Raw genomic sequence first — 18,348 nt, 5'->3', positions numbered from 1 at the left:
CACACAGCGATACCGTCAATCCGGGCAAAAGAGTCAGCCAGCCCGTACTCGTCCTGCAGTCCTATGCCCTGTCTCAGGCCGACGCAATCCGCGCGCCGCGCACCATCTCGTCGGCGCGCTCGCCCCAGAACCTGAAGTCCAGCGCCGGGCGCTCGCCGCTCATCAGCGCCGCCATGACCTTGCCCGAACCCGCACCATGCGTCCAGCCCAGGGTGCCATGCCCGGCATTGACCCAGATGCCTCTTGCCTGCGTGGCCCCGATGCAGGGAATATTGCTGGGCGTGGCCGGCCGCAGACCGCACCAGAACTGCGGATCGCCGCCCTGCTCGGGCAGGCGCGTGTCGCAGACGCCGGGCATCAGCTCCTCCACGCGCCTGAGCAGCATCTCGCAACGCGCCCTGGCCGTGGGCGTGTCCAGACTCAGATCGAAGCCACCCAGCTCTATGGTGCCGGCCACACGCAGGCGGTTGCCCAAGCGGCTCATGGCGACCTTGCGGCTGTCGTCGATGGTGGAGACCATGGGGGCTTTTTCAGGCTGCAGCAGCGGCAAGGTGGCGCTGTAGCCCTTGCCCGGATAGATGGGGACCTTCACCCCCAGAGGCCCCAGCAGCAGCGGCGTGTATGAGCCGCAGGCGACCACCACGGCATCCGCGCTCAGCATGCGTGGGGCGCCATCGCTGCCGCCGCGAATCTGCACCTGGGCAGGCTTGCCCCGGCGCGCCGGCTGCAGGCTCAGGATGTCGTGGCCGTAGAGGAACTGCACACCGGCCTGGGCACAGAGATCGGCCAGCTTTTCGGTGAACAGACGCGCATCACCGGACTCATCGGTGGCGGTGAACGTGCCACCCGCAATCTGCGCCGCATAGGACGTGAATGCGGGCTCGATGGCAAGCAGCTCGTCGCGGCTGACCAGACGGCGCTGCACACCGTATTGCCGCATCAGCTCCACGCCTTCGGCGGCCTCGGCAAACGCCTGCCGGCTGCTGTAGAAATGGGCAATGCCGCGCTCCAGCCGCTCGAACTCGATACCGGTCTTCTGGACCATGTCCTTGAGCGCCAGATGGCTGTAGGCGCCCAGCGCCACGATCTGCTGCACATTGCGCGCGAAGGCGCGGTCATTGCACTGGGCCAGGAACTGCAGGCACCAGCGCCATTGCGCGCTGTCGAGCCGGGGCCGCAGCAGCAGCGGAGCCTCTTTGTCGAACATCCATTTCAGCGCCTTCCAGGGCGCCTGGCGATTGGCCCAGGGCTCGCAGTAGCTGACCGAGATCTGGCCGCCATTGGCATAGCTGGTCTCCAGGGCCGGACCGCTTTGGCGGTCCACCACGGTGACTTGGTGACCGCGCTCGCGCAGATGCCAGGCGGTGCTGATGCCGATGATGCCGGCGCCCAGGACGATGATGTTCATGCAGCCAGTGTCTGCACTCTTGCGGGTAAACAAAAGCAGCATTAAATTTTCAGCAGTTTCATAAGAAATGCTAATCAAATTGCCATGAGCTCCTGGGACCCTGTTGCGTTGGAATGCCTGGCCGCCATCGTGGAAGAAGGCGGCTTCGAGCGCGCGGCGCAAAAGCTGCACATCACCCAGTCGGCCGTGTCCCAGCGCCTGCGTGCGCTGGAGGCTCAGGTGGGTTCGGTGCTGGTGGAGCGCACGCGCCCCGTCAAGCCCACCAGCGCCGGGCGGCTGCTGCTCAAGCATGCCAAACAGCTACGCCTGCTGCGCGCCGATCTCGCGCATGAGCTGCAGGAGCTGGCACCGCAGACCGGGCAGAGTCTGGCCGGAGAAATCGTCTCCATCGCCATCAATGCCGACAGCATTGCCACCTGGGCCATGACGGCTCTGGACGAACTGGTGAAGAGCGGCCTGCCGCTGGAGGTGGTGGTCGACGACCAGGACTTCACGCAGGAGCTGCTGCGTTCGGGCCAGGTCATGGGCTGCGTCACCACGCTGAGTCAGGCCATGCGCGGCTGCGTCGTGCAGCCCCTGGGCGCCATGCGCTATGTGGCCGTGGCCTCTAGCGAGTTTGTGCAGCAAAGACTGCCCCAGGGGCTGACGCGCAAGAACTTCAACCAGCTGCCCTATCTGTCCTTCAACCGCAAGGACGATATGCAGGCCGAGTTCGTGGCGCGTTGCCTGGGTCTGCGCACTGTGTCGCTGCAGCATCAGATTCTGCTGCCCAGCTGCGAGGCGCAGGTGCGCGCCGTGCGTGCCGGCTGGGGCGTGGGCGTGCTGCCGCAGCTGCTGGTGCAGCCCGCGCTGGATGCCGGTGAGCTGATCGACGTGGCAGCAGGCCATGTGCTGTCCATCGCGCTGTTCTGGCATTGCTGGAATCTGGAGTCACGCGTGCTGGCCCGTCTCAGCCAGGCCTTGCTTGGCAAGGCCCGGCAACTGCTGCAAGCATGATGGATGCAGCCAAGAAAAAAGGCCGTGCTTTGCAGCGCGGCCTTGAGAGCTTGATGTCAAACGGAGGTACTTTGGTTTTTGTAGCTGTGAACGCTCATCCATCCTTGATTTGAAGCTGATTGATGCCTGATACGTATGCAGATAAGGCGCAAGCAGCTATGAAAATCAGCGAATCAGCAGCACGGGGATGGTGCAACCCGCCAGCACCTGCGAGCTGACCGAGCCCATGACCAGACGACCCAGCGCACCGTGACCGTGCGTGCCCATGGCGATCAGGTCGAACTTGCCGTCCTGGGCAGCATGGATGATGGTGTCGGCAATGGGGCCGACCTTGGAGATGCTTTGCGCCTCGACGCCACGTCCCTTCAGGAACTCCAGCACGGGCTGCAGGATCTTGGTGGATTCTTCGTCGTAGTACTGCTCCACCACTTCCTTGCCCAGCGCAGCGCGTGCACGAGGCGGCAGCAGCGGCTGCACGGTGATGATGGTGTACTCGTGGCCCGTGCCCAGCATTTCCTGATGCGAGGTCAGATAGGCCAGCATTTTCTGGGTGTAGGCACTTCCGTCCACAGCGAGCAAGATCTTCATACCAATTTCTCCTTGTTGATGTCTCAAGCCTAAGGGCTGGGGACAGTCAGCATCTTGACTTGGCTCAAGTCAATTGTCGATGCCGGCAGAAAGTCATCCTGCTCTCCCTTGCGGGCATAACCAAGAGGATTGGCCACCACACGGCATTGCCATTCGCTGCCGTCGTCGCGCTGGCCGCGCGCGATGTAGTCGCTGGCGCAATGCAGATGGCCGTGCAGCCAGAGCTGGGCATAAGGCAGAAAGTCGTCCATCACATTGCAGAAACCGGCTGTGCCGGGCACCAGGCCGTAGCGCGGATCAGCACTGCGCAGGCTGGGCGCAAAGTGGGTCACGGCCACCGTGGGCCCGTCAAAAGGCCGCTGCAGCGCGGCGCGCAGCCAGTCCTGGCACAGCAGGCTTTCCTCGCGCATGGGCGCGGCCAGAAACGGCTCGCCCTGGCGACTGCCGCCGGTCTTTTGCAGATAGAAATTGGCGGCGCGAAAGGCCTTCTCGCGCAGCTTGTGCAAGCGCGTGGCATCGCTCACGCCTTCATGCATGGCCATGGCGTCGAAGTCGCTCCACAGCGTGGTGCCGATAAAACGCACCCCGTCCATGACCACGGTTTCACGGTCGAGCCAGATCAGGCCCAGCCTGTCGCACACACGCCGCAGCCGCAGCCGTGCCTCATCGAAGTCCTGCATGTCGTATTCGTGATTGCCGGGCACGAACAGCACGGGCGCGGGCCAGTGAGCGTATTGCGGCAGTGGCGAGAAACGCTCCAGCCCGAAGTTCTCGCCGTCGACCTGGGTGCTGCTCTGATAGGAGCCGATATCGCCGGCCAGCACCAGCACATCGGCGCCCGCGGCAGGCTGGGCCACGAATTGGGGGTGGACTTCGAGGTGCAGGTCGGACAGCAGCTGGATCTTCATGTGGCTAGTTTAGTCAACCATGCTGAGTGACCTGGGCCGAACCGTTGGCAAAGGTGATCTCGGCCGAACGCGTCAGCGTTTTGAGCAGCCAGTCATAGGCCTGCGGGTGCGGGCCGCGCCGACGCCACAGTGCATCCACATGCACGGGCGTGACATCGAACGGCAGATCGCGCAGCTCCAGATGCTCGCTCATGCCGGTCACGGGCACAAAATGGCGCGGCAAGATGGTCAGCAGATCGGAGTTGATCACCACGCGCGCCGCGGTGAAGAACTGGTTGACGGTGAGCACCACTTCGCGCGAACGCCCCAGCGAGGCCAGGGCCTCGTCGATGAAGCCGAAGGAGCGGCCCGAGAAGCTGACCAGCATATGGCGTGCCGCGCAGTAGTTGTCCAGCGTCAGCGGAACATGCGCCAGCGGATGGCCTTTGCGCATCACGCACAGGTACTCGCCCTCATACAGACGACGGCTGTCAAACGCCACCAGACCGCCGGCCTGGGCACGCGCCGTCAGATCGGCCAGTACGGCAGGGAAATAACCCACGGCCATATCGGCCTCGCCATCGTCGAGCAAGGGCCTTGGATCGCGCGTGGTCAGCGGCAGCAGGCGTATGCCCAGGCCCGGTGCCTCGCGCGCCAGAATCGGGTACAGCGGTGGAATCAGCGTGGCAGCCGTGGCATCGGCCATGGCGATCACGAAAGTCGTGGCGGCCGTCTCGGGATCGAACTCGTCGGGTGCGAGTGCGCCTTCCAGGTGCTGCAGGGCCTCGCGTATCACCGGCCACAGGGCCTGGGCGCGCGGCGTGGGCTCCACGCCCTGTCCCTGGCGCACCAGCAGCTCGTCGCCCAGGACCTCGCGCAGCCGGCGCATGGCATTGCTGACCGCCGGCTGGGTGATGCTGAGCTTGTGCGCCGCGCGCGTGAGGCTGCGCTCGGACATGACCTCATCGAAGACGCGCAGCAAATTGAGATCCAGAGAACGAAAGTTCAAAGACATGGCATCACCCAATACATCACTGCCGTGAATGCTACAGATTCAAAATATAAATTTGAACACACATAGGGTAATCCCTATAGTTACACCTATTCCCCGGGCAATTCGCCAAAAGCGTGGGTCAAAGGGTTAACTGCCATGAGCAACTTCATTTACAACTCCTACTGTGTCGAGCACCCTGGTGTGGTGCGTATCTATCAAGCCAGCGATGAACGCATGGCCGCCATTGCCGCCGAACACGAGGCGCAATCCCAGTCCAGGTCGTACTGGATGGTGCTGGCCGTGGTGCTGGCAGCCCTGGCCGCCGGCGTCTTCCAGGCGACCGAGACCTGGAGCGACGGTCATATGATGGCCGCCTGGATGGTTCTGTGGGCCATGGCTTTCGCCAGCATCGCCCTGTTCTCCCAGCCCGTGCGCCGCGCCATCAATCTGGTGCGCACCGGCTACCGCGCCTGGGTCAAGAGCCGCCAGCAAGCTGCTGCCGATGAACGCGTCTGGAACGCCGCTCTGCAAGATGCCCGCCTGATGGCCGATCTGGCCCGTGCCATGGATCGCCAGAGCCGCTGAGCGCCCGGACCGCTTCCCGAAAAAGCCGCTGGCCTTGTGGGCAGCGGCTTTTTGCATGGGGGAATAGATTTTTGAGTCAAACAAGCCTCTATCCCAGATTCAGAAAGTGCTTACAGCTACCAAAATAAAAGCAAACAAAAAGCCCTGCTGAAAAAATCAGCAGGGCTTTTTTAATGTGCACAGTCTCAGTCAGGGACACCGCGCAAGGGCCGCCCGCCGCGCTGGTGTCGTCCCCCCCCATAGCGCCAAGCGCGTAGAGAGAGAGAGGCGCCCGGCCAGGGGGAAGCCGCGCAGCGGCTCAGGGGAGAATCAAGCGCTCAAGCGCTTTTCCAGCTCAGCCTTGGTATCCAGCATGGCCTTGGGCAGGTTGTAAGCCAGCTTGTCGAAATGCTCGCCGTGCAGCTTCATTTCCTCGGCCCAGGCAGCCTTGTCGATATTGGTCACGCTGTCGAACTGGGCAGCGTTGAAGTCCAGGCCGCTCCAGTTGATTTCAGCGTACTGGGGCGCAATACCAAAGGCGGTTTCCTGACCTTGGGCCTGGCCTTCCAGACGGTCGATCATCCACTTCAGCACGCGCATGTTCTCACCGTAGCCGGGCCAGACGAACTTGCCTTCGGCATTCTTGCGGAACCAGTTGGTGGTGAAGATCTTGGGCAGGGTTGCGCCCTGGCCTTCGATCTTGGCGCCCAGATCCAGCCAGTGCTGGAAATAGTCGCTCATGTTGTAGCCGGCAAAAGGCAGCATGGCAAAGGGGTCGCGACGCACCACGCCTTGCGCGCCAAAGGCGGCGGCCGTGGTTTCGGAGCCCATGGTCGCTGCCATGTACACGCCTTCGGTCCAGTCGCGTGCTTCGGTCACCAAAGGCACGGTGGTGGAGCGGCGGCCGCCGAAGATGATGGCATCGATCTTCACGCCGGCTGGATCGTCCCAGGCTTCGTCCAGCGCGGGGTTGTTGGTGGCAGCCACGGTGAAGCGGGCATTGGGGTGAGCGGCCTTGGCACCGGTTTCCTTGGCGATCTGGGGCGTCCAGTCCTTGCCTTGCCAGTCGATCAGGTGATCGGGCAGCTTGCCCTGATCCTTTTCCAGGCCTTCCCACCACACGTCGCCGTCATCGGTCAGGGCCACATTGGTGAAGATCACGTTCTTGTCCAGGCTCAACATGCAGTTCGGGTTGGTCAGCATATTGGTGCCGGGAGCCACGCCGAAGTAACCGGCTTCGGGGTTGATGGCGCGCAGCGAGCCGTCGGCCTGGGGCTTGATCCAGGCGATGTCGTCGCCGATGGTCGTGACCTTCCAGCCGTCGAAGGCCTTGGGCGGCACCAGCATGGAGAAGTTGGTCTTGCCGCAGGCCGAGGGGAAGGCCGCAGCCACGTGGTACTTCTTGCCTTCGGGGTTGGTGACGCCCAGGATCAGCATGTGCTCGGCCAGCCAGCCCTGGTCGCGGCCCATGGTCGAGGCGATACGCAGTGCAAAGCACTTCTTGCCCAGCAGAGCGTTGCCGCCGTAGCCCGAGCCGTAAGACCAGATCTCGCGGGTTTCGGGATAGTGGACGATGTACTTGGTCTTGCTGCAAGGCCAGGTGGTCTCGTCCTTCTGTCCTGCAGCCAGAGGTGCGCCGATGGTGTGCACGCAGGGCACGAACTCGCCGCTGGTGCCGATCACGTCATACACGGCCTTGCCCATGCGGGTCATGATCTTCATGTTGACCGCCACATAGGGGCTGTCGGAGAGTTCGATGCCCACGTGGGCGATGGGCGAACCCAGCGGGCCCATGGAGAAGGGCACCACGTACATGGTGCGGCCAGCCATGCAGCCGTCGAATAGAGGGTTCAGCGTGGCGCGCATTTCGGCAGGGTCCATCCAGTTGTTGGTGGGGCCTGCGTCTTCCTTCTTGGCGGAGCAGATATAGGTGCGGTCTTCCACGCGGGCCACGTCCGAAGGATCGGTCCAGGCCAGGAATGAGCCGGGGCGCTTTGCCAGGGGCTTGAAGGTGCCGGCATCCACCAGCTGCTGGCACAGCGCGTCATATTCGGCTTGCGAGCCGTCGCACCAGTGGATCTGGGCGGGCTTGCACAGCGCAGCCATTTCGGCAACCCAGGCGATGAGCTTGGGGTTCTTGACGTAGTCGGGAGCCTGGATGTTCAGGCTTTGCACAGCGGCGTTCATGGGGAAGTCCTTCAATTAAAAAACCAATTTTTCAAAGAAGCATCCTCTGCAGTCCGTACCGGCTGCGTCTTTGAAAAAAGGCTTTTGAAGGTGTCTCGCTTGCTTTCCCTAGCGCTTGTTGGCGCCTGAAATCCGTCTGAAATAGTCAAAACAACCTTGTTTTGAATAACAGCGGGAGATCGATTTTAGGTAGGAGCCTTGCATTTGTCAGCAAATCACCGGCAATATCTATGCATTCTGTGCATCAGAATATGCATTTGACATTCATTCATCACCTGCACAGACGTAAAAAAACCCCGCGTCGCGGGGTTGGGCTCGAGAAGGTTGGAATGCCTAGGCCATGTTCACGGCGATAAAGGCCAGCAGGAACATCATCACGGCGCCAGCGGCGGGAATGATGATGGGAATGTAGGGCACAACGGCTTCGGCCGCGTCATGTGCCTCGTGGTTCACTGCGGAATCATCTGACATGTGATCAATGCTCCTCCTGAAAGCAGGCGGTGAAACAAGCAAGCTCTGCAGCCATTCTAGGCACAGCCCTGGCGACATGGCTCAGGGAAAGCCATAGCAGCTCTTGGCGCTCAGACCCGCCTCCGATGCGCCGCCAATGGCGAACAGCACTTCTTCGATGTCGACCATGCGCAGACAAGTTCTGCACTCGGCAGTGCAACAGCATATGCTGAGCTTGCGGACGACCCGGCGCCGATTGCGAAATCGATGCGCACTGTTCCGCGTCAGATCGCAGCGCCGAAGTTCCTCGCTGAAAGGATGGCTTCTATGGTTAGCGCTTCTTTCTTGTTCTGGCTGATCCTGCTGATGCTGGTGATTGGCCTGGGGATGGCGTCGATCCGGATTTTTCGCGAGTATGAGCGCGGCGTGGTCTTCACGCTGGGGCGCTTCTGGCAGGTCAAGGGGCCGGGACTGATCTTCATCATTCCCGCCATTCAGCAGGTGGTACGGGTGGATCTGCGCACCGTGGTCCTGGAGGTCCCGGCGCAGGATGTGATCTCGCGCGACAACGTCTCGGTCAAGGTCAATGCCGTGATCTATCTGCGCGTGGTGGATGCGGAAAAGGCGGTGATCCAGGTGGTCAACTATCTGGAGGCCACCAGTCAGCTCGCGCAAACCATGCTGCGCTCCGTACTGGGCAAGCATCAGCTCGACGAAATGCTGGCGGAGCGCGAATCGCTGAACCTGGACATCCAGCAGGCGCTGGATGCGCAAACCGACACCTGGGGCATCAAGGTCTCGAACGTGGAGATCAAGCAGGTAGATCTGACCGAATCCATGATCCGGGCGATCGCGCGCCAGGCCGAGGCCGAGCGCGAACGCCGCGCCAAGGTGATTCATGCCGAGGGTGAATTGCAAGCCTCTGAAAAACTGTTCCAGGCGGCCAAGGTGCTGGCGCAGGAGCCTCAGGCCATCTTGCTGCGCTATCTGGAGACGCTGACCGTGATCGGCGCAGACAAGAACACGACCGTGGTATTTCCCTTGCCCATGGATCTGGTGGCGCCGCTCATGAAGAAAGCAGCATCCTTGCCGGCCTGAACCCCGCCGCCGGCCCCGCTTTCACACCAGGGCTGCCTCCATGCCTGCGGCGCGCAGTGCCTGCAGCACCTGCTCCACATGAGGCCGGTTGCGGGTCTGCAGCACGAATTCGATTTCGACGTTCTGTGCGGCCAGCATGGTGAAGGCACGCTGATGATGCACTTCCTCGATATTGGCACCGGCACCGGCCACGGTGGCGGTGATCTGGGCCAGCACGCCGGGCACGTCGCGCGCGCTGACGCGGATGCGCGCCAGACGACCGGAGCGCACCATGCCGCGCTCGATGATGGCTGCCAGCAACAGCGGATCGATATTGCCGCCCGACAGTACCAGCCCCACCTTCTTGCCCTTGAATCGCTCAGGATTGCGCAGCAGCGCCGCCAGGCCTGCCGCACCCGCGCCTTCGACCAGCGTCTTCTCGATCTCCAGCAGCATGAGCACGGCCTGCTCGATATCCCCTTCGTCCACCAGCAGCAAGTCATCCACGCAGCGCTGCACCACCTCCTGGGTGATGACGCCGGGCTGGGTCACGGCAATGCCCTCGGCAATCGTCGATGTGCCCATGGGCAGCTCGGTGTGGCGCAGCGCGTTGACCATGGAAGGAAAACGCTGAGTCTGCACGCCCACGATTTCGATCTCGGGCTTGATGGCCTTGGCCGCCGTGGCAATGCCCGCAATCAGGCCTCCGCCGCCAATGGCAACGACCAGCACATCCAGATCGGGCTGGGCCTGCAAAATCTCCAGCGCCAGTGTGCCCTGGCCGGCGGCGATCGCCTCGTCGTCATAGGGATGGACAAAGGTCAGCTGCTGCTCCTGCGCCAGCTGATAGGCATGGGCACGCGCCTCGGCCAGGGTATCGCCATGCAGCACCACCTCGGCGCCGAAGCCGCGCGTGCGCTCCACCTTCACGCCGGGCGTGAAGCGCGGCATGACGATGACGGCACGCAGGCCCAGACGTTGCGCGTGATAGGCCACGCCCTGGGCGTGGTTGCCCGCACTCATGGCGACCACGCCGCGCGCGCGCTCGGCATCGCTGAGCATGAGCAGCTTGTTGAGCGCACCACGCTCCTTGAAGGATGCAGTGAACTGCAGGTTCTCGAACTTGAGATAGACCTGTGCCCCCGTGATCTGCGAGAGCGTGCGTGATTCCACAAAAGGGGTTTGAAGGACGGCGCCATTCAGGCGCGCAGCGGCGGCTTGGATATCTGCAAAGGTCAGCATGGTGGATCCATTTTGCAAGCAGCCCATCACCCCGCGCCAGTGCTGGGTTTGCAGATCAGCGGCTTCTGAACCAATCGCTCTCCAATTGATAGCTTCAATCCTTTTATTTGAAGGGGCCTGTTGGCAAAAACGCTGGATTTCAGCGCCATGCTGCGACGGACGAACCGCTAAGGATTTCCCTTAGTTACCTCAAAACATGCAACATAGTGCCTAAAACAGCGTGCATTTTTTTGAGATATCTGCATAATTGTGCCTGCACCCAGTCAATAACTGCACTATCTTTCATCTCAGCAGGAGCCGAGCATGCAGCAGCAAACCGTCGTCGATTACCGCACCGACCCCAGCCAGTACCGGCACTGGTCGTTTGAAGTGGATGGCAATATCGCCCGGCTCAAGCTGGACATTGCCGAAGACGGCGGCATACGCCCCGGCTACAAGCTCAAGCTCAACAGCTATGACCTGGGCGTGGATGTGGAACTGCACGATGCGCTCAACCGCATCCGCTTCGAACACCCGCAGGTACGCTCCGTGATCGTGACCAGCGGCAAGGACCGCATCTTCTGCTCGGGCGCGAACATCTTCATGCTCGGTGTCTCGTCCCACGCCTGGAAGGTGAACTTCTGCAAGTTCACCAACGAGACCCGCAACGGCATGGAGGACAGCTCACGGCACGACGGACTCAAGTTCGTCGCCGCCATCAACGGCGCCTGCGCAGGCGGCGGCTACGAACTGGCTCTGGCCTGCGATGACATCGTGCTGATCGACGACCGCTCTTCCTCGGTATCGCTGCCCGAGGTTCCTCTGCTGGGCGTGCTGCCCGGCACGGGCGGGCTGACGCGCGTGACCGACAAGCGCCATGTGCGCCACGACCTGGCCGACATCTTCTGTACCAGTGTGGAAGGCGTGCGCGGCCAGCGTGCCGTGGACTGGCGACTGGTGGATGCGATCGCCAAGCCCGCGCAGTTTGCCGAGGTGGTGCAGCAACGTGCCGCAGCGCTGGGTCAAAGCAGCCCGCGCCCGGCTAGCGCCCAGGGCATACCGCTGGCCAGGCTGCAGCGCGAGCAAAGCCCGGACGGCCTGCACTATCGCCATGTCAGCGTGCGGATCGATCGCAGCAAGCGCAGCGCCACCATCACGGTCAAGGCTCCCCGGGGCGAGCAGCCCGGCAGCCTTGAAGCCATTGAAAGCGCAGGTGCCGCCTGGTGGCCGCTGGCCATGGGCCGCGAGCTCGACGACGCCATCCTGCACCTGCGCACCAACGAGCTCGATGTGGGCACCTGGATTCTCAAGACCGAGGGCGATGCGCGCGCCGTGCTGGCAGCCGGCCAGGCCCTGGTGGCGCACCGCGATCACTGGCTGGTGCAGCAAACCACAGGCCTGCTGCGCCGTACCTTTGCACGCCTTGATGTGTCGTCGCGCTCGCTGTTCGCCTTGATCGAGCCGGGCTCCTGCTTTGCCGGCATGCTGGCCGAGCTGGTCTTCTGCGCCGATCGCGCCTACATGCTTGTGCTGCCCGACGAGCCCGAGCGCGAGCCCGTGATCGAGCTCGATGCCTTCAACTTCGGCCTGCTGCCGCTGGTCAACGATCAAAGCCGCCTGCAGCGGCGCTTCTACGAGGAGTCCGGGCCGCTTGAGGCCGCGCGCGCTGCCGTGGGCAAGCCGCTCAACGGCGATGCGGCGCAGCAGCTCGGACTGGTGACCGCCGCGCTTGACGATATCGACTGGGAAGACGAGATCCGCATCGCCATCGAAGAGCGCGCCGCCATGTCGCCCGATGCGCTCACGGGCCTGGAAGCGAACCTGCGTTTTGCCAGCCAGGAAAACATGGTCACACGCATCTTCGGACGCCTGTCTGCCTGGCAGAACTGGATCTTCAACCGCCCCAATGCGGTCGGTGAAAAAGGCGCTTTGAAGCTTTACGGCACCGGACAGAAAGCCGGCTTCGATTTCAACAGGGTATGAGATTTCTCGCCCTGGGCCGCGCCAGTTTCACAGCGAATAACGGCTTCATGAATCGGCAAAACATCACAGGAGACATCCGATGAGCAGCATCGACTACAGCCAGAAAATCCCCAACAACGTGGACCTCAGCGGCGACCGCACGCTGCAGCGCGCCCTGGAGAGCTGGCAGCCCAGCTTCATCCGCTGGTGGGACGACGTGGGCCCCGAAGGATCGACCAACCACGAGGTCTATCTGCGCACCGCGGTGAGCGTGGATCCGCAGGGCTGGGCGCAGTTCGGCCACGTCAAGATGCGTGACTATCGCTGGGGCATCTTCCTGAACCCGGCGGATCAGGAACGCAGCATTCATTTTGGCGATCACAAGGGCGAGAAAGCCTGGCAGGACGTCCCCGGCGAGCACCGCGCGAACCTGCGTCGCATCATCGTCACGCAAGGCGATACCGAGCCCGCGTCGGTGGAGCAGCAGCGCCACCTTGGCCTGACCGCGCCGTCCATGTACGACCTGCGCAATCTGTTCCAAGTCAATGTGGAAGAAGGTCGCCATCTCTGGGCCATGGTCTACCTGCTGCACAAGCATTTCGGACGTGACGGACGCGAGGAAGCCGAGGCCCTGCTGGAGCGCCAGAGCGGCGATGAAAACAACCCGCGCATTCTGGGCGCCTTCAATGAAAAAACGCCGGACTGGCTGGCGTTCTTCATGTTCACCTACTTCACCGACAGAGACGGAAAATTCCAGCTCGCAGCGCTGGCCGAGTCCGCGTTCGACCCGTTGGCGCGCACCACCAAATTCATGCTGACCGAAGAGGCCCACCACATGTTTGTCGGCGAGTCCGGCGTCTCGCGCGTGCTGGCCCGTACCTGCCAGGTCATGAACGAGCTCAAGACCGACGATGTGAACAAGCTACGCAACGCGGGCGTCATCGATCTGCCCACGATCCAGCGCTATCTGAACTTCCACTACAGCGTGACCATCGACCTGTTCGGCGCCGATCAGTCGAGCAATGCCGCCACCTTCTACAGCTCGGGCCTCAAGGGCCGCTACGAAGAGGGCAAGCGCGAGGACGACCACAAGCTGCACGACCAGAACTACAAGGTGCTGGAAGTGGTGGACGGCAAGCTGCAGGAGAAGGAGGTGCCCATGCTCAACGCCTTGAACGAGGTGCTGCGCGACGACTACATCAAGGACAGCAATGCCGGTGTGGGCCGCTGGAACAAGGTGATGGAAAAGGCCGGCATCGACTTTCGCCTGACGGTGCCGCACAAGGCCTTCAACCGGCAAATCGGCGCGCTGGCAGGCGTGCGCGTCAGCCCCGACGGACGCCCCTTGAGCGAGCAGGAATGGCTGACCAGGAAGAACGAGTGGCTGGCCAGCGACGACGACCGCAACTTTGTCGCATCGCTGATGAAGCCATGCCTGGAGCCCGGCAAGTTTGCCGGCTGGATTGCGCCGCCCGTCATGGGCATCAATCGCCAGCCCGTGGACTTCGAGTACGTGAAGTTTGGGTGACCCCTGAGCCGCTACGCGGCTTCCCCCGAGGGGGACGACATCCTCGCGGCAGGGCGGCCCTTGCTCGATGTCACTGAGTTGGGTTGCCCTGGTTTGGAGAACAAAATGAGCACCATCACGCTGATTGAAAACGGCATCCTGAAGCAGCATCTGATCGACCCGGAAATCTGCATCCGCTGCAACACCTGCGAGGCGACCTGCCCCGTGGATGCCATCACGCATGACGACAACAACTACGTGGTCATGGCGGACAAGTGCAACGGCTGCATGGACTGCATTTCGCCCTGCCCTACCGGCTCCATCGACAACTGGCGTCTGGTGCCGGCCAGCAAGCCCTACAGCGTGACCGAGCAGTTGGGCTGGGAGAGCCTGCCCGAAGAGCTTTGTGCCGATGTGCTGACCGCCGCGCAGACGGCCGAGAATGCCGGCGATGTGCAGGATCTGAGCCAGGCCCAGGCCGTGATCGCGGCCGCGGCGAGCCTAGCCGAAGGCGGCGCTGCGCAAGTCTTTCGCGCAGCCAGCTATGGCGCCACCACACCGCCCTGGTCTGCCGCCCATGCCTACACCAATCTGCATGGTCCCAAGACTGCGGTGACGGCCACGGTGGTGGGCAATCTGAACTGCACGGAAGCCGGCTTCGACAACGAGACCCACCATATCGTGCTGGACTTCGGCACCATGCCGTTCCCGGTGCTCGAAGGCCAGTCGCTGGGCATTGTTCCACCGGGTGTGGACGCCGGCGGCAAGCCTCATGTGGCGCGCCAGTACTCGATTGCCAGCGCCCGCAACGGCGAGCGCCCCGGCTACAACAATCTGGCCTTGACCGTGAAGCGCGTGGTCGAGGATCACCAGGGTCAGCCCGTGCGCGGCGTGGCCAGCAACTATCTCTGCGATCTGCAGGTGGGTGACAAGGTACAGGTCATAGGACCGTTCGGCAGCAGCTTTCTCATGCCCAATCACCCGCGCTCGCACATCGTGATGATCTGTACCGGCACGGGCAGCGCGCCCATGCGCGCGATGACGGAATGGCGCCGCCGCCTGCGCAAGAGCGGCAAGTTCGACAGCGGCAAACTGCTGCTGTTCTTCGGTGCGCGCACACCTCAGGAGCTGCCCTATTTCGGCCCCCTGCAAAACCTGCCCAAGGATTTCATCGACATCAACTTCGCCTTCTCGCGCGTGGCCGGCCAGCCCAGGCGCTATGTGCAGGACGCCATGCGCGAGCGCTCGGCCGATCTCATGGAGCTGCTGCGCGACGACAACACGCATATCTATGTCTGCGGTCTCAAAAGCATGGAGGACGGCGTCGTGCTGGCCTTGCGCGACGTGGCCCAGCAAGCAGGCCTGGGCTGGGAGGAGCTGGGCGCAAGACTCAAGCGCGAAGGACGTCTGCATCTGGAAACCTACTGACGCCTCAAGCCCTCGCGAACCCTGTGGACGGCAGACAGGATTCGCGCATCCGCGCTGCGGCTGCATGTCATGCCCTTGACAGCCCAGCTCCCGCCAGCGCCCTACAGTGCAACACACCATAACCCACGAAAGACATGGCATGAATGCACGGGCGAAATTTCTGCGCATGCAAGACAGCACGCGTGAAGACTGGCAGTTGATCGGCGGTGAATTTGCACACTTCACCAGCGGTCTGCCCGATAGGGTGATGGCCCATCTGAAGCTGCTGGAGGGCGACTATGGCGGCTTTCCGGTGGACCGCTATACCCACTCCCTGCAAACCGCCACGCGCGCGCTGCGCGACGGCCGCGACGAGGAGTATGTGGTGTGCGCGCTGCTGCACGACATTGGCGATACCCTGGGGTCCTTCAACCACCCCGACATTGCCGCCGCAGTTCTCCAGCCCTTTGTGAGCGAGGCCAACCACTGGATGGTCCAGCATCACGGCATCTTCCAGGGCCACTATTTCTTTCATCACATCGGCCTGGACAGGGATATGCGCGAGCAGTTCCGCGAGCACCCGCACTACCAGCGCACGGCCGAGTTCTGCGAGCTCTACGACAACCCGGCTTTCGATCCCCGGGCCGAGACCTTGCCCCTGAGTGAATTCGAGCCCATGCTGCGCCGCCTGATGGCCAGCCCCAAGCAAAGCATCTACAAGCAGGCAATGGCGCGCTGATCGCCCGGAATCGATTGTCTTTAGGACTTAGGCAGACAAGGATACAAACGGGCATGTCTGTTGACCAAACACCATGCCCAATCCGGATTTGCGTGAGTCGTGGCCTGCTCGCTATCGATCGATGAGCTGCCAGCGCTTTTCCCTCCTGAATATCAGATGCATTTGGTGCTGATGTCGTTACATGACAAGCGCTACATGCTCCTGATTTCACCTCAGTAGTTCATGCGTCTGGTGCCTGAGCGTCGTCGGCCTGACTGCGGGCCAGACGTTCGCTCTTCCAGTACACATCGTCGCCGCCGTCGATGCGGTTGAGCACGCGGGCCAGCACGAACAGCAGATCGGACAGGCGATTCAGATACTGGCGCGCAGCGGCTCGCATGGTCTCGGCCTGCTCCAGCGCAACCACCTGGCGCTCTGCACGGCGCGCCACGGTGCGGCATACATGGGCCTGCGCAGCAGCGCGTGTGCCGGCCGGCAGGATGAACTCCTGAAGACGCGGCAACTGTGCGTTGTAGTGGGCCAGCGCGTTGTCGAGTTGCAGCAGTGCATCGTCCTTGAGCAGCTCATAGCCCGGCATGGACAGCTCGCCGCCCAGATTGAACAGCTGGTGCTGGATGTCGATCAGCAGGTCGCGCACATCCTCGGGCATTGGCTCGCACAGCAGCAGACCGATATGCGAGTTCAGCTCATCCACATCGCCCATGGCATGCGGGCGTCCGCTGTTCTTGGAAACGCGGGTGTTGTCTCCCAGGCCGGTGGTTCCGTCATCTCCGGTGCGGGTGGCGATTTGCGTGAGGCGGTTGCCCATGGGTCATCCCTTGTCAAAGCTGCGAATTTTTCGGGGCCGGCGCGGCCCGCAGATACGGCCGCCATTGTGCGTTACAGCCCGCAGGCAAATGTAGTCTGAGGCAACAGCAGGCAAAAATGCTGGCCCTTTGCCGCCTCACAGGGTGCAATGCACTCCTGTTATCGCATAGAGAAGGAATGCCATTCATGAACAAGAAGAATCTGCTGAACTGCAAGGTCTCGTCATTCGAAGTCGTCAGCGTGGTGCTGTTTTCTGCGCTCACCCTGGGCGGGGGCATGGCTTTTGCGCAGACCGGCGGCGGCAACGCCGGCAACAACAAGGAGCCTGTGCGCATCGTGCAGTCGGGCTCCGCCACCGGCGTGCAGCAGGCCCCCACCGCCAAGAACAGCGTGCAGGCGGCCTTCGAGCGTGCCGATGCCAATCGCGACGGTCAGCTCAGTGCGCAGGAAGCACGCCAGTTGCCGGTCATCTCCCAGCGCTTCGAAGAGATCGACAGCGACCGCAACGGCCAGCTGTCACGCGCCGAATTCGACAAGGGCGCTCAGCAGTACTGAGCCCTTGTCGCGGCGCTTTCCTGATCACGCCGCAGCGCTGATTTCCTCCTGCGGCAAGGCAAACTCGGCGCCGGCATAGTCCAGGTGAATTTCGAACTCGCGGCGCAGCAGGCGCTGCGCCCAATCTTCGACCAGGCTGCGCTGCGCAGCACTCACCCGGCTCCCCATTTCCAGCCGCACCAGGCTCGGCTCCTCAAGGCCGAAGGCACGATAGCCACCCAGCGGCAGCAGGCCCCGGGCATGGTCCTCGACGGCGCGAAACAAGGCCTCGCCGGAGTCGCAGATCGCCGAGGCCACAAACACTTCGGGGTCGCGCTCCACCCAGTTCAGCACATTGCCGATCTGCGCCACGCCATGCGCCCGGCAGGCCTGCGTCACGCCGGGGCGGCCGCCATCGAGCATGGCAAACACAATGTCCAGATCCGTCTGCTCGACCATTGCCGAGACACAGGTGCGGGCCCAGCCCGGGCGATGCTGGTGACCGCAGAACTGGGTGACCAGTGGCCCCTCGAAGCCGGCGCGCCTGAGACCGTCCGCATAGGCCGCGCGGCCACGCAGACCCGGAGGCACTTTCTCGCCCGAAAAATGCCCCACCTTGCCCGTCTTGCTCCACTGGCCGGCCAGCACGCCGGCGAGGAATGCCGACTGCTCCTGCAGCACCTCGTAACGCGCCACATTGGGTGCCGCCCAGCTGCCTTGCGTGACCGCAAAAGCCTGCTCGGGCCAGCGCTCGGCCAGGATCTGCACCGGACCGTCACCCTGACCGCCATGCGCAAGAATCAGCGCATAGCGGCCGCCGCACAATGCGGACATTTCGGCGGCGCGCTGCTGCGCCGACTGGCCGGCCACCCACAGCACATCGACCTCATGGCCGGCATCTCTTGCCTTGTGGGCTCCGCGCAGCCCCGACTCATTGAAACTGCCCTGCCCTTCGGGGCCAAACAGCACCACGGCATAGCGCGGCTTGCGGGGTGAATACAGGTTGTCGCTGCTCATCGT

At 62.8% G+C, this 18,348-nt stretch carries 17 protein-coding genes; 8 read left to right on the top strand and 9 right to left on the bottom strand.

Annotated elements, in window-relative coordinates; translation table 11 throughout:
- Positions 1-73 precede the first annotated feature (73 nt).
- Positions 74-1,450: a D-amino acid dehydrogenase gene (locus tag AC1RTQ_RS18945; RefSeq protein WP_492877984.1), complete on the bottom strand. Its 1,377-nt coding sequence runs from the start codon at positions 1,448-1,450 to the stop codon at positions 74-76.
- A gap of 42 nt (positions 1,451-1,492) precedes the next feature.
- Here AC1RTQ_RS18945 and AC1RTQ_RS18940 point away from each other — a divergent pair, with 42 nt between their 5' ends.
- Positions 1,493-2,404, top strand: coding sequence for a LysR family transcriptional regulator ArgP (locus tag AC1RTQ_RS18940; protein WP_492877982.1), 912 nt, complete (start codon positions 1,493-1,495; stop codon positions 2,402-2,404).
- 165 nt (positions 2,405-2,569) lie between these two features.
- Here the strand turns inward: AC1RTQ_RS18940 and AC1RTQ_RS18935 are convergent, their stop codons facing one another.
- Genes AC1RTQ_RS18935 through AC1RTQ_RS18925 form a run of 3 tightly spaced genes read right to left on the bottom strand, consistent with a single transcriptional unit; the run spans position 2,570 to position 4,894 of the window.
- Positions 2,570-2,992 carry a universal stress protein gene (locus tag AC1RTQ_RS18935; protein WP_492877980.1) on the bottom strand — a complete coding sequence of 141 codons (423 nt, stop codon included), beginning with the start codon at positions 2,990-2,992 and terminating at the stop codon, positions 2,570-2,572.
- 29 nt (positions 2,993-3,021) lie between these two features.
- On the bottom strand, positions 3,022-3,900 hold the full coding sequence (locus AC1RTQ_RS18930; protein ID WP_492877978.1) for a metallophosphoesterase: 879 nt from the start codon (positions 3,898-3,900) through the stop codon (positions 3,022-3,024).
- Between the two features lie 13 nt (positions 3,901-3,913).
- Complete coding sequence (locus AC1RTQ_RS18925; RefSeq protein WP_492877976.1) at positions 3,914-4,894, bottom strand: LysR family transcriptional regulator; 981 nt, start codon at positions 4,892-4,894, stop codon at positions 3,914-3,916.
- Positions 4,895-5,029: 135 nt separating this feature from the next.
- Here AC1RTQ_RS18925 and AC1RTQ_RS18920 point away from each other — a divergent pair, with 135 nt between their 5' ends.
- Complete coding sequence (locus tag AC1RTQ_RS18920; RefSeq protein ID WP_302092713.1) at positions 5,030-5,458, top strand: hypothetical protein; 429 nt, start codon at positions 5,030-5,032, stop codon at positions 5,456-5,458.
- Between the two features lie 309 nt (positions 5,459-5,767).
- Here AC1RTQ_RS18920 and AC1RTQ_RS18915 read toward each other — a convergent pair whose 3' ends face one another.
- Together AC1RTQ_RS18915 and AC1RTQ_RS18910 are read right to left on the bottom strand one after the other, a co-directional pair.
- Positions 5,768-7,624: a phosphoenolpyruvate carboxykinase (GTP) gene (locus AC1RTQ_RS18915; RefSeq protein ID WP_302092712.1), complete on the bottom strand. Its 1,857-nt coding sequence runs from the start codon at positions 7,622-7,624 to the stop codon at positions 5,768-5,770.
- A gap of 333 nt (positions 7,625-7,957) precedes the next feature.
- Positions 7,958-8,095, bottom strand: a complete 138-nt coding sequence (locus AC1RTQ_RS18910) for a hypothetical protein (RefSeq protein WP_302092711.1) — start codon at positions 8,093-8,095, stop codon at positions 7,958-7,960.
- 306 nt (positions 8,096-8,401) lie between these two features.
- Here AC1RTQ_RS18910 and AC1RTQ_RS18905 point away from each other — a divergent pair, with 306 nt between their 5' ends.
- On the top strand, positions 8,402-9,172 hold the full coding sequence (locus tag AC1RTQ_RS18905; RefSeq protein ID WP_492877973.1) for a slipin family protein: 771 nt from the start codon (positions 8,402-8,404) through the stop codon (positions 9,170-9,172).
- A gap of 21 nt (positions 9,173-9,193) precedes the next feature.
- On the opposite strand, the gene AC1RTQ_RS18900 is transcribed toward AC1RTQ_RS18905, so the two are convergent.
- Positions 9,194-10,393 (bottom strand): threonine ammonia-lyase, encoded by a 1,200-nt coding sequence (locus AC1RTQ_RS18900; RefSeq protein WP_492877971.1) that lies wholly within the window; start codon positions 10,391-10,393, stop codon positions 9,194-9,196.
- A 303-nt stretch (positions 10,394-10,696) separates the two neighbouring features.
- On the opposite strand from AC1RTQ_RS18900, the gene boxC reads away from it, so the two are divergent.
- From boxC to AC1RTQ_RS18880, 4 genes are all read left to right on the top strand, one after another.
- On the top strand, positions 10,697-12,355 hold the full coding sequence (gene boxC / locus AC1RTQ_RS18895) for a 2,3-epoxybenzoyl-CoA dihydrolase (protein WP_492877969.1): 1,659 nt from the start codon (positions 10,697-10,699) through the stop codon (positions 12,353-12,355).
- Positions 12,356-12,434: 79 nt separating this feature from the next.
- Entirely contained in the window at positions 12,435-13,862 is a 1,428-nt protein-coding gene (boxB, locus tag AC1RTQ_RS18890; protein WP_302092707.1) for a benzoyl-CoA 2,3-epoxidase subunit BoxB, read from the top strand.
- Positions 13,863-13,967: 105 nt separating this feature from the next.
- The gene (gene boxA, locus AC1RTQ_RS18885; RefSeq protein ID WP_492877967.1) at positions 13,968-15,269 is read left to right on the top strand and encodes a benzoyl-CoA 2,3-epoxidase subunit BoxA; all 1,302 of its coding nucleotides are present in this window, start codon (positions 13,968-13,970) and stop codon (positions 15,267-15,269) included.
- 139 nt (positions 15,270-15,408) lie between these two features.
- Entirely contained in the window at positions 15,409-15,987 is a 579-nt protein-coding gene (locus AC1RTQ_RS18880) for an HD domain-containing protein (protein WP_302092705.1), read from the top strand.
- A gap of 220 nt (positions 15,988-16,207) precedes the next feature.
- On the opposite strand, the gene AC1RTQ_RS18875 is transcribed toward AC1RTQ_RS18880, so the two are convergent.
- Positions 16,208-16,795, bottom strand: a complete 588-nt coding sequence (locus AC1RTQ_RS18875) for a cob(I)yrinic acid a,c-diamide adenosyltransferase (protein WP_302092704.1) — start codon at positions 16,793-16,795, stop codon at positions 16,208-16,210.
- Positions 16,796-16,980: 185 nt separating this feature from the next.
- On the opposite strand from AC1RTQ_RS18875, the gene AC1RTQ_RS18870 reads away from it, so the two are divergent.
- On the top strand, positions 16,981-17,349 hold the full coding sequence (locus tag AC1RTQ_RS18870; RefSeq protein WP_302092703.1) for an EF-hand domain-containing protein: 369 nt from the start codon (positions 16,981-16,983) through the stop codon (positions 17,347-17,349).
- Positions 17,350-17,373: 24 nt separating this feature from the next.
- Here the strand turns inward: AC1RTQ_RS18870 and AC1RTQ_RS18865 are convergent, their stop codons facing one another.
- Complete coding sequence (locus tag AC1RTQ_RS18865; protein WP_492877964.1) at positions 17,374-18,345, bottom strand: BMP family lipoprotein; 972 nt, start codon at positions 18,343-18,345, stop codon at positions 17,374-17,376.
- Positions 18,346-18,348: the final 3 nt, after the last annotated feature.

Source organism: Comamonas sp. GW821-FHT11H03 (assembly GCF_058807955.1).
Note: the sequence above shows the minus strand (reverse complement) of the source record. Positions and strands in the feature narration are given on the sequence as shown.

Coding starts and splice junctions, on each gene's coding strand:
- AC1RTQ_RS18945 (WP_492877984.1), bottom strand. CDS start 1,450: ATGCTGCTTTTGTTTACCCGCAAGAGTGCAGACACTGGCTGCATGAAC.
- AC1RTQ_RS18940 (WP_492877982.1), top strand. CDS start 1,493: ATGAGCTCCTGGGACCCTGTTGCGTTGGAATGCCTGGCCGCCATCGTG.
- AC1RTQ_RS18935 (WP_492877980.1), bottom strand. CDS start 2,992: ATGAAGATCTTGCTCGCTGTGGACGGAAGTGCCTACACCCAGAAAATG.
- AC1RTQ_RS18930 (WP_492877978.1), bottom strand. CDS start 3,900: ATGAAGATCCAGCTGCTGTCCGACCTGCACCTCGAAGTCCACCCCCAA.
- AC1RTQ_RS18925 (WP_492877976.1), bottom strand. CDS start 4,894: ATGTCTTTGAACTTTCGTTCTCTGGATCTCAATTTGCTGCGCGTCTTC.
- AC1RTQ_RS18920 (WP_302092713.1), top strand. CDS start 5,030: ATGAGCAACTTCATTTACAACTCCTACTGTGTCGAGCACCCTGGTGTG.
- AC1RTQ_RS18915 (WP_302092712.1), bottom strand. CDS start 7,624: ATGAACGCCGCTGTGCAAAGCCTGAACATCCAGGCTCCCGACTACGTC.
- AC1RTQ_RS18910 (WP_302092711.1), bottom strand. CDS start 8,095: ATGTCAGATGATTCCGCAGTGAACCACGAGGCACATGACGCGGCCGAA.
- AC1RTQ_RS18905 (WP_492877973.1), top strand. CDS start 8,402: ATGGTTAGCGCTTCTTTCTTGTTCTGGCTGATCCTGCTGATGCTGGTG.
- AC1RTQ_RS18900 (WP_492877971.1), bottom strand. CDS start 10,393: ATGCTGACCTTTGCAGATATCCAAGCCGCCGCTGCGCGCCTGAATGGC.
- boxC (WP_492877969.1), top strand. CDS start 10,697: ATGCAGCAGCAAACCGTCGTCGATTACCGCACCGACCCCAGCCAGTAC.
- boxB (WP_302092707.1), top strand. CDS start 12,435: ATGAGCAGCATCGACTACAGCCAGAAAATCCCCAACAACGTGGACCTC.
- boxA (WP_492877967.1), top strand. CDS start 13,968: ATGAGCACCATCACGCTGATTGAAAACGGCATCCTGAAGCAGCATCTG.
- AC1RTQ_RS18880 (WP_302092705.1), top strand. CDS start 15,409: ATGAATGCACGGGCGAAATTTCTGCGCATGCAAGACAGCACGCGTGAA.
- AC1RTQ_RS18875 (WP_302092704.1), bottom strand. CDS start 16,795: ATGGGCAACCGCCTCACGCAAATCGCCACCCGCACCGGAGATGACGGA.
- AC1RTQ_RS18870 (WP_302092703.1), top strand. CDS start 16,981: ATGAACAAGAAGAATCTGCTGAACTGCAAGGTCTCGTCATTCGAAGTC.
- AC1RTQ_RS18865 (WP_492877964.1), bottom strand. CDS start 18,345: ATGAGCAGCGACAACCTGTATTCACCCCGCAAGCCGCGCTATGCCGTG.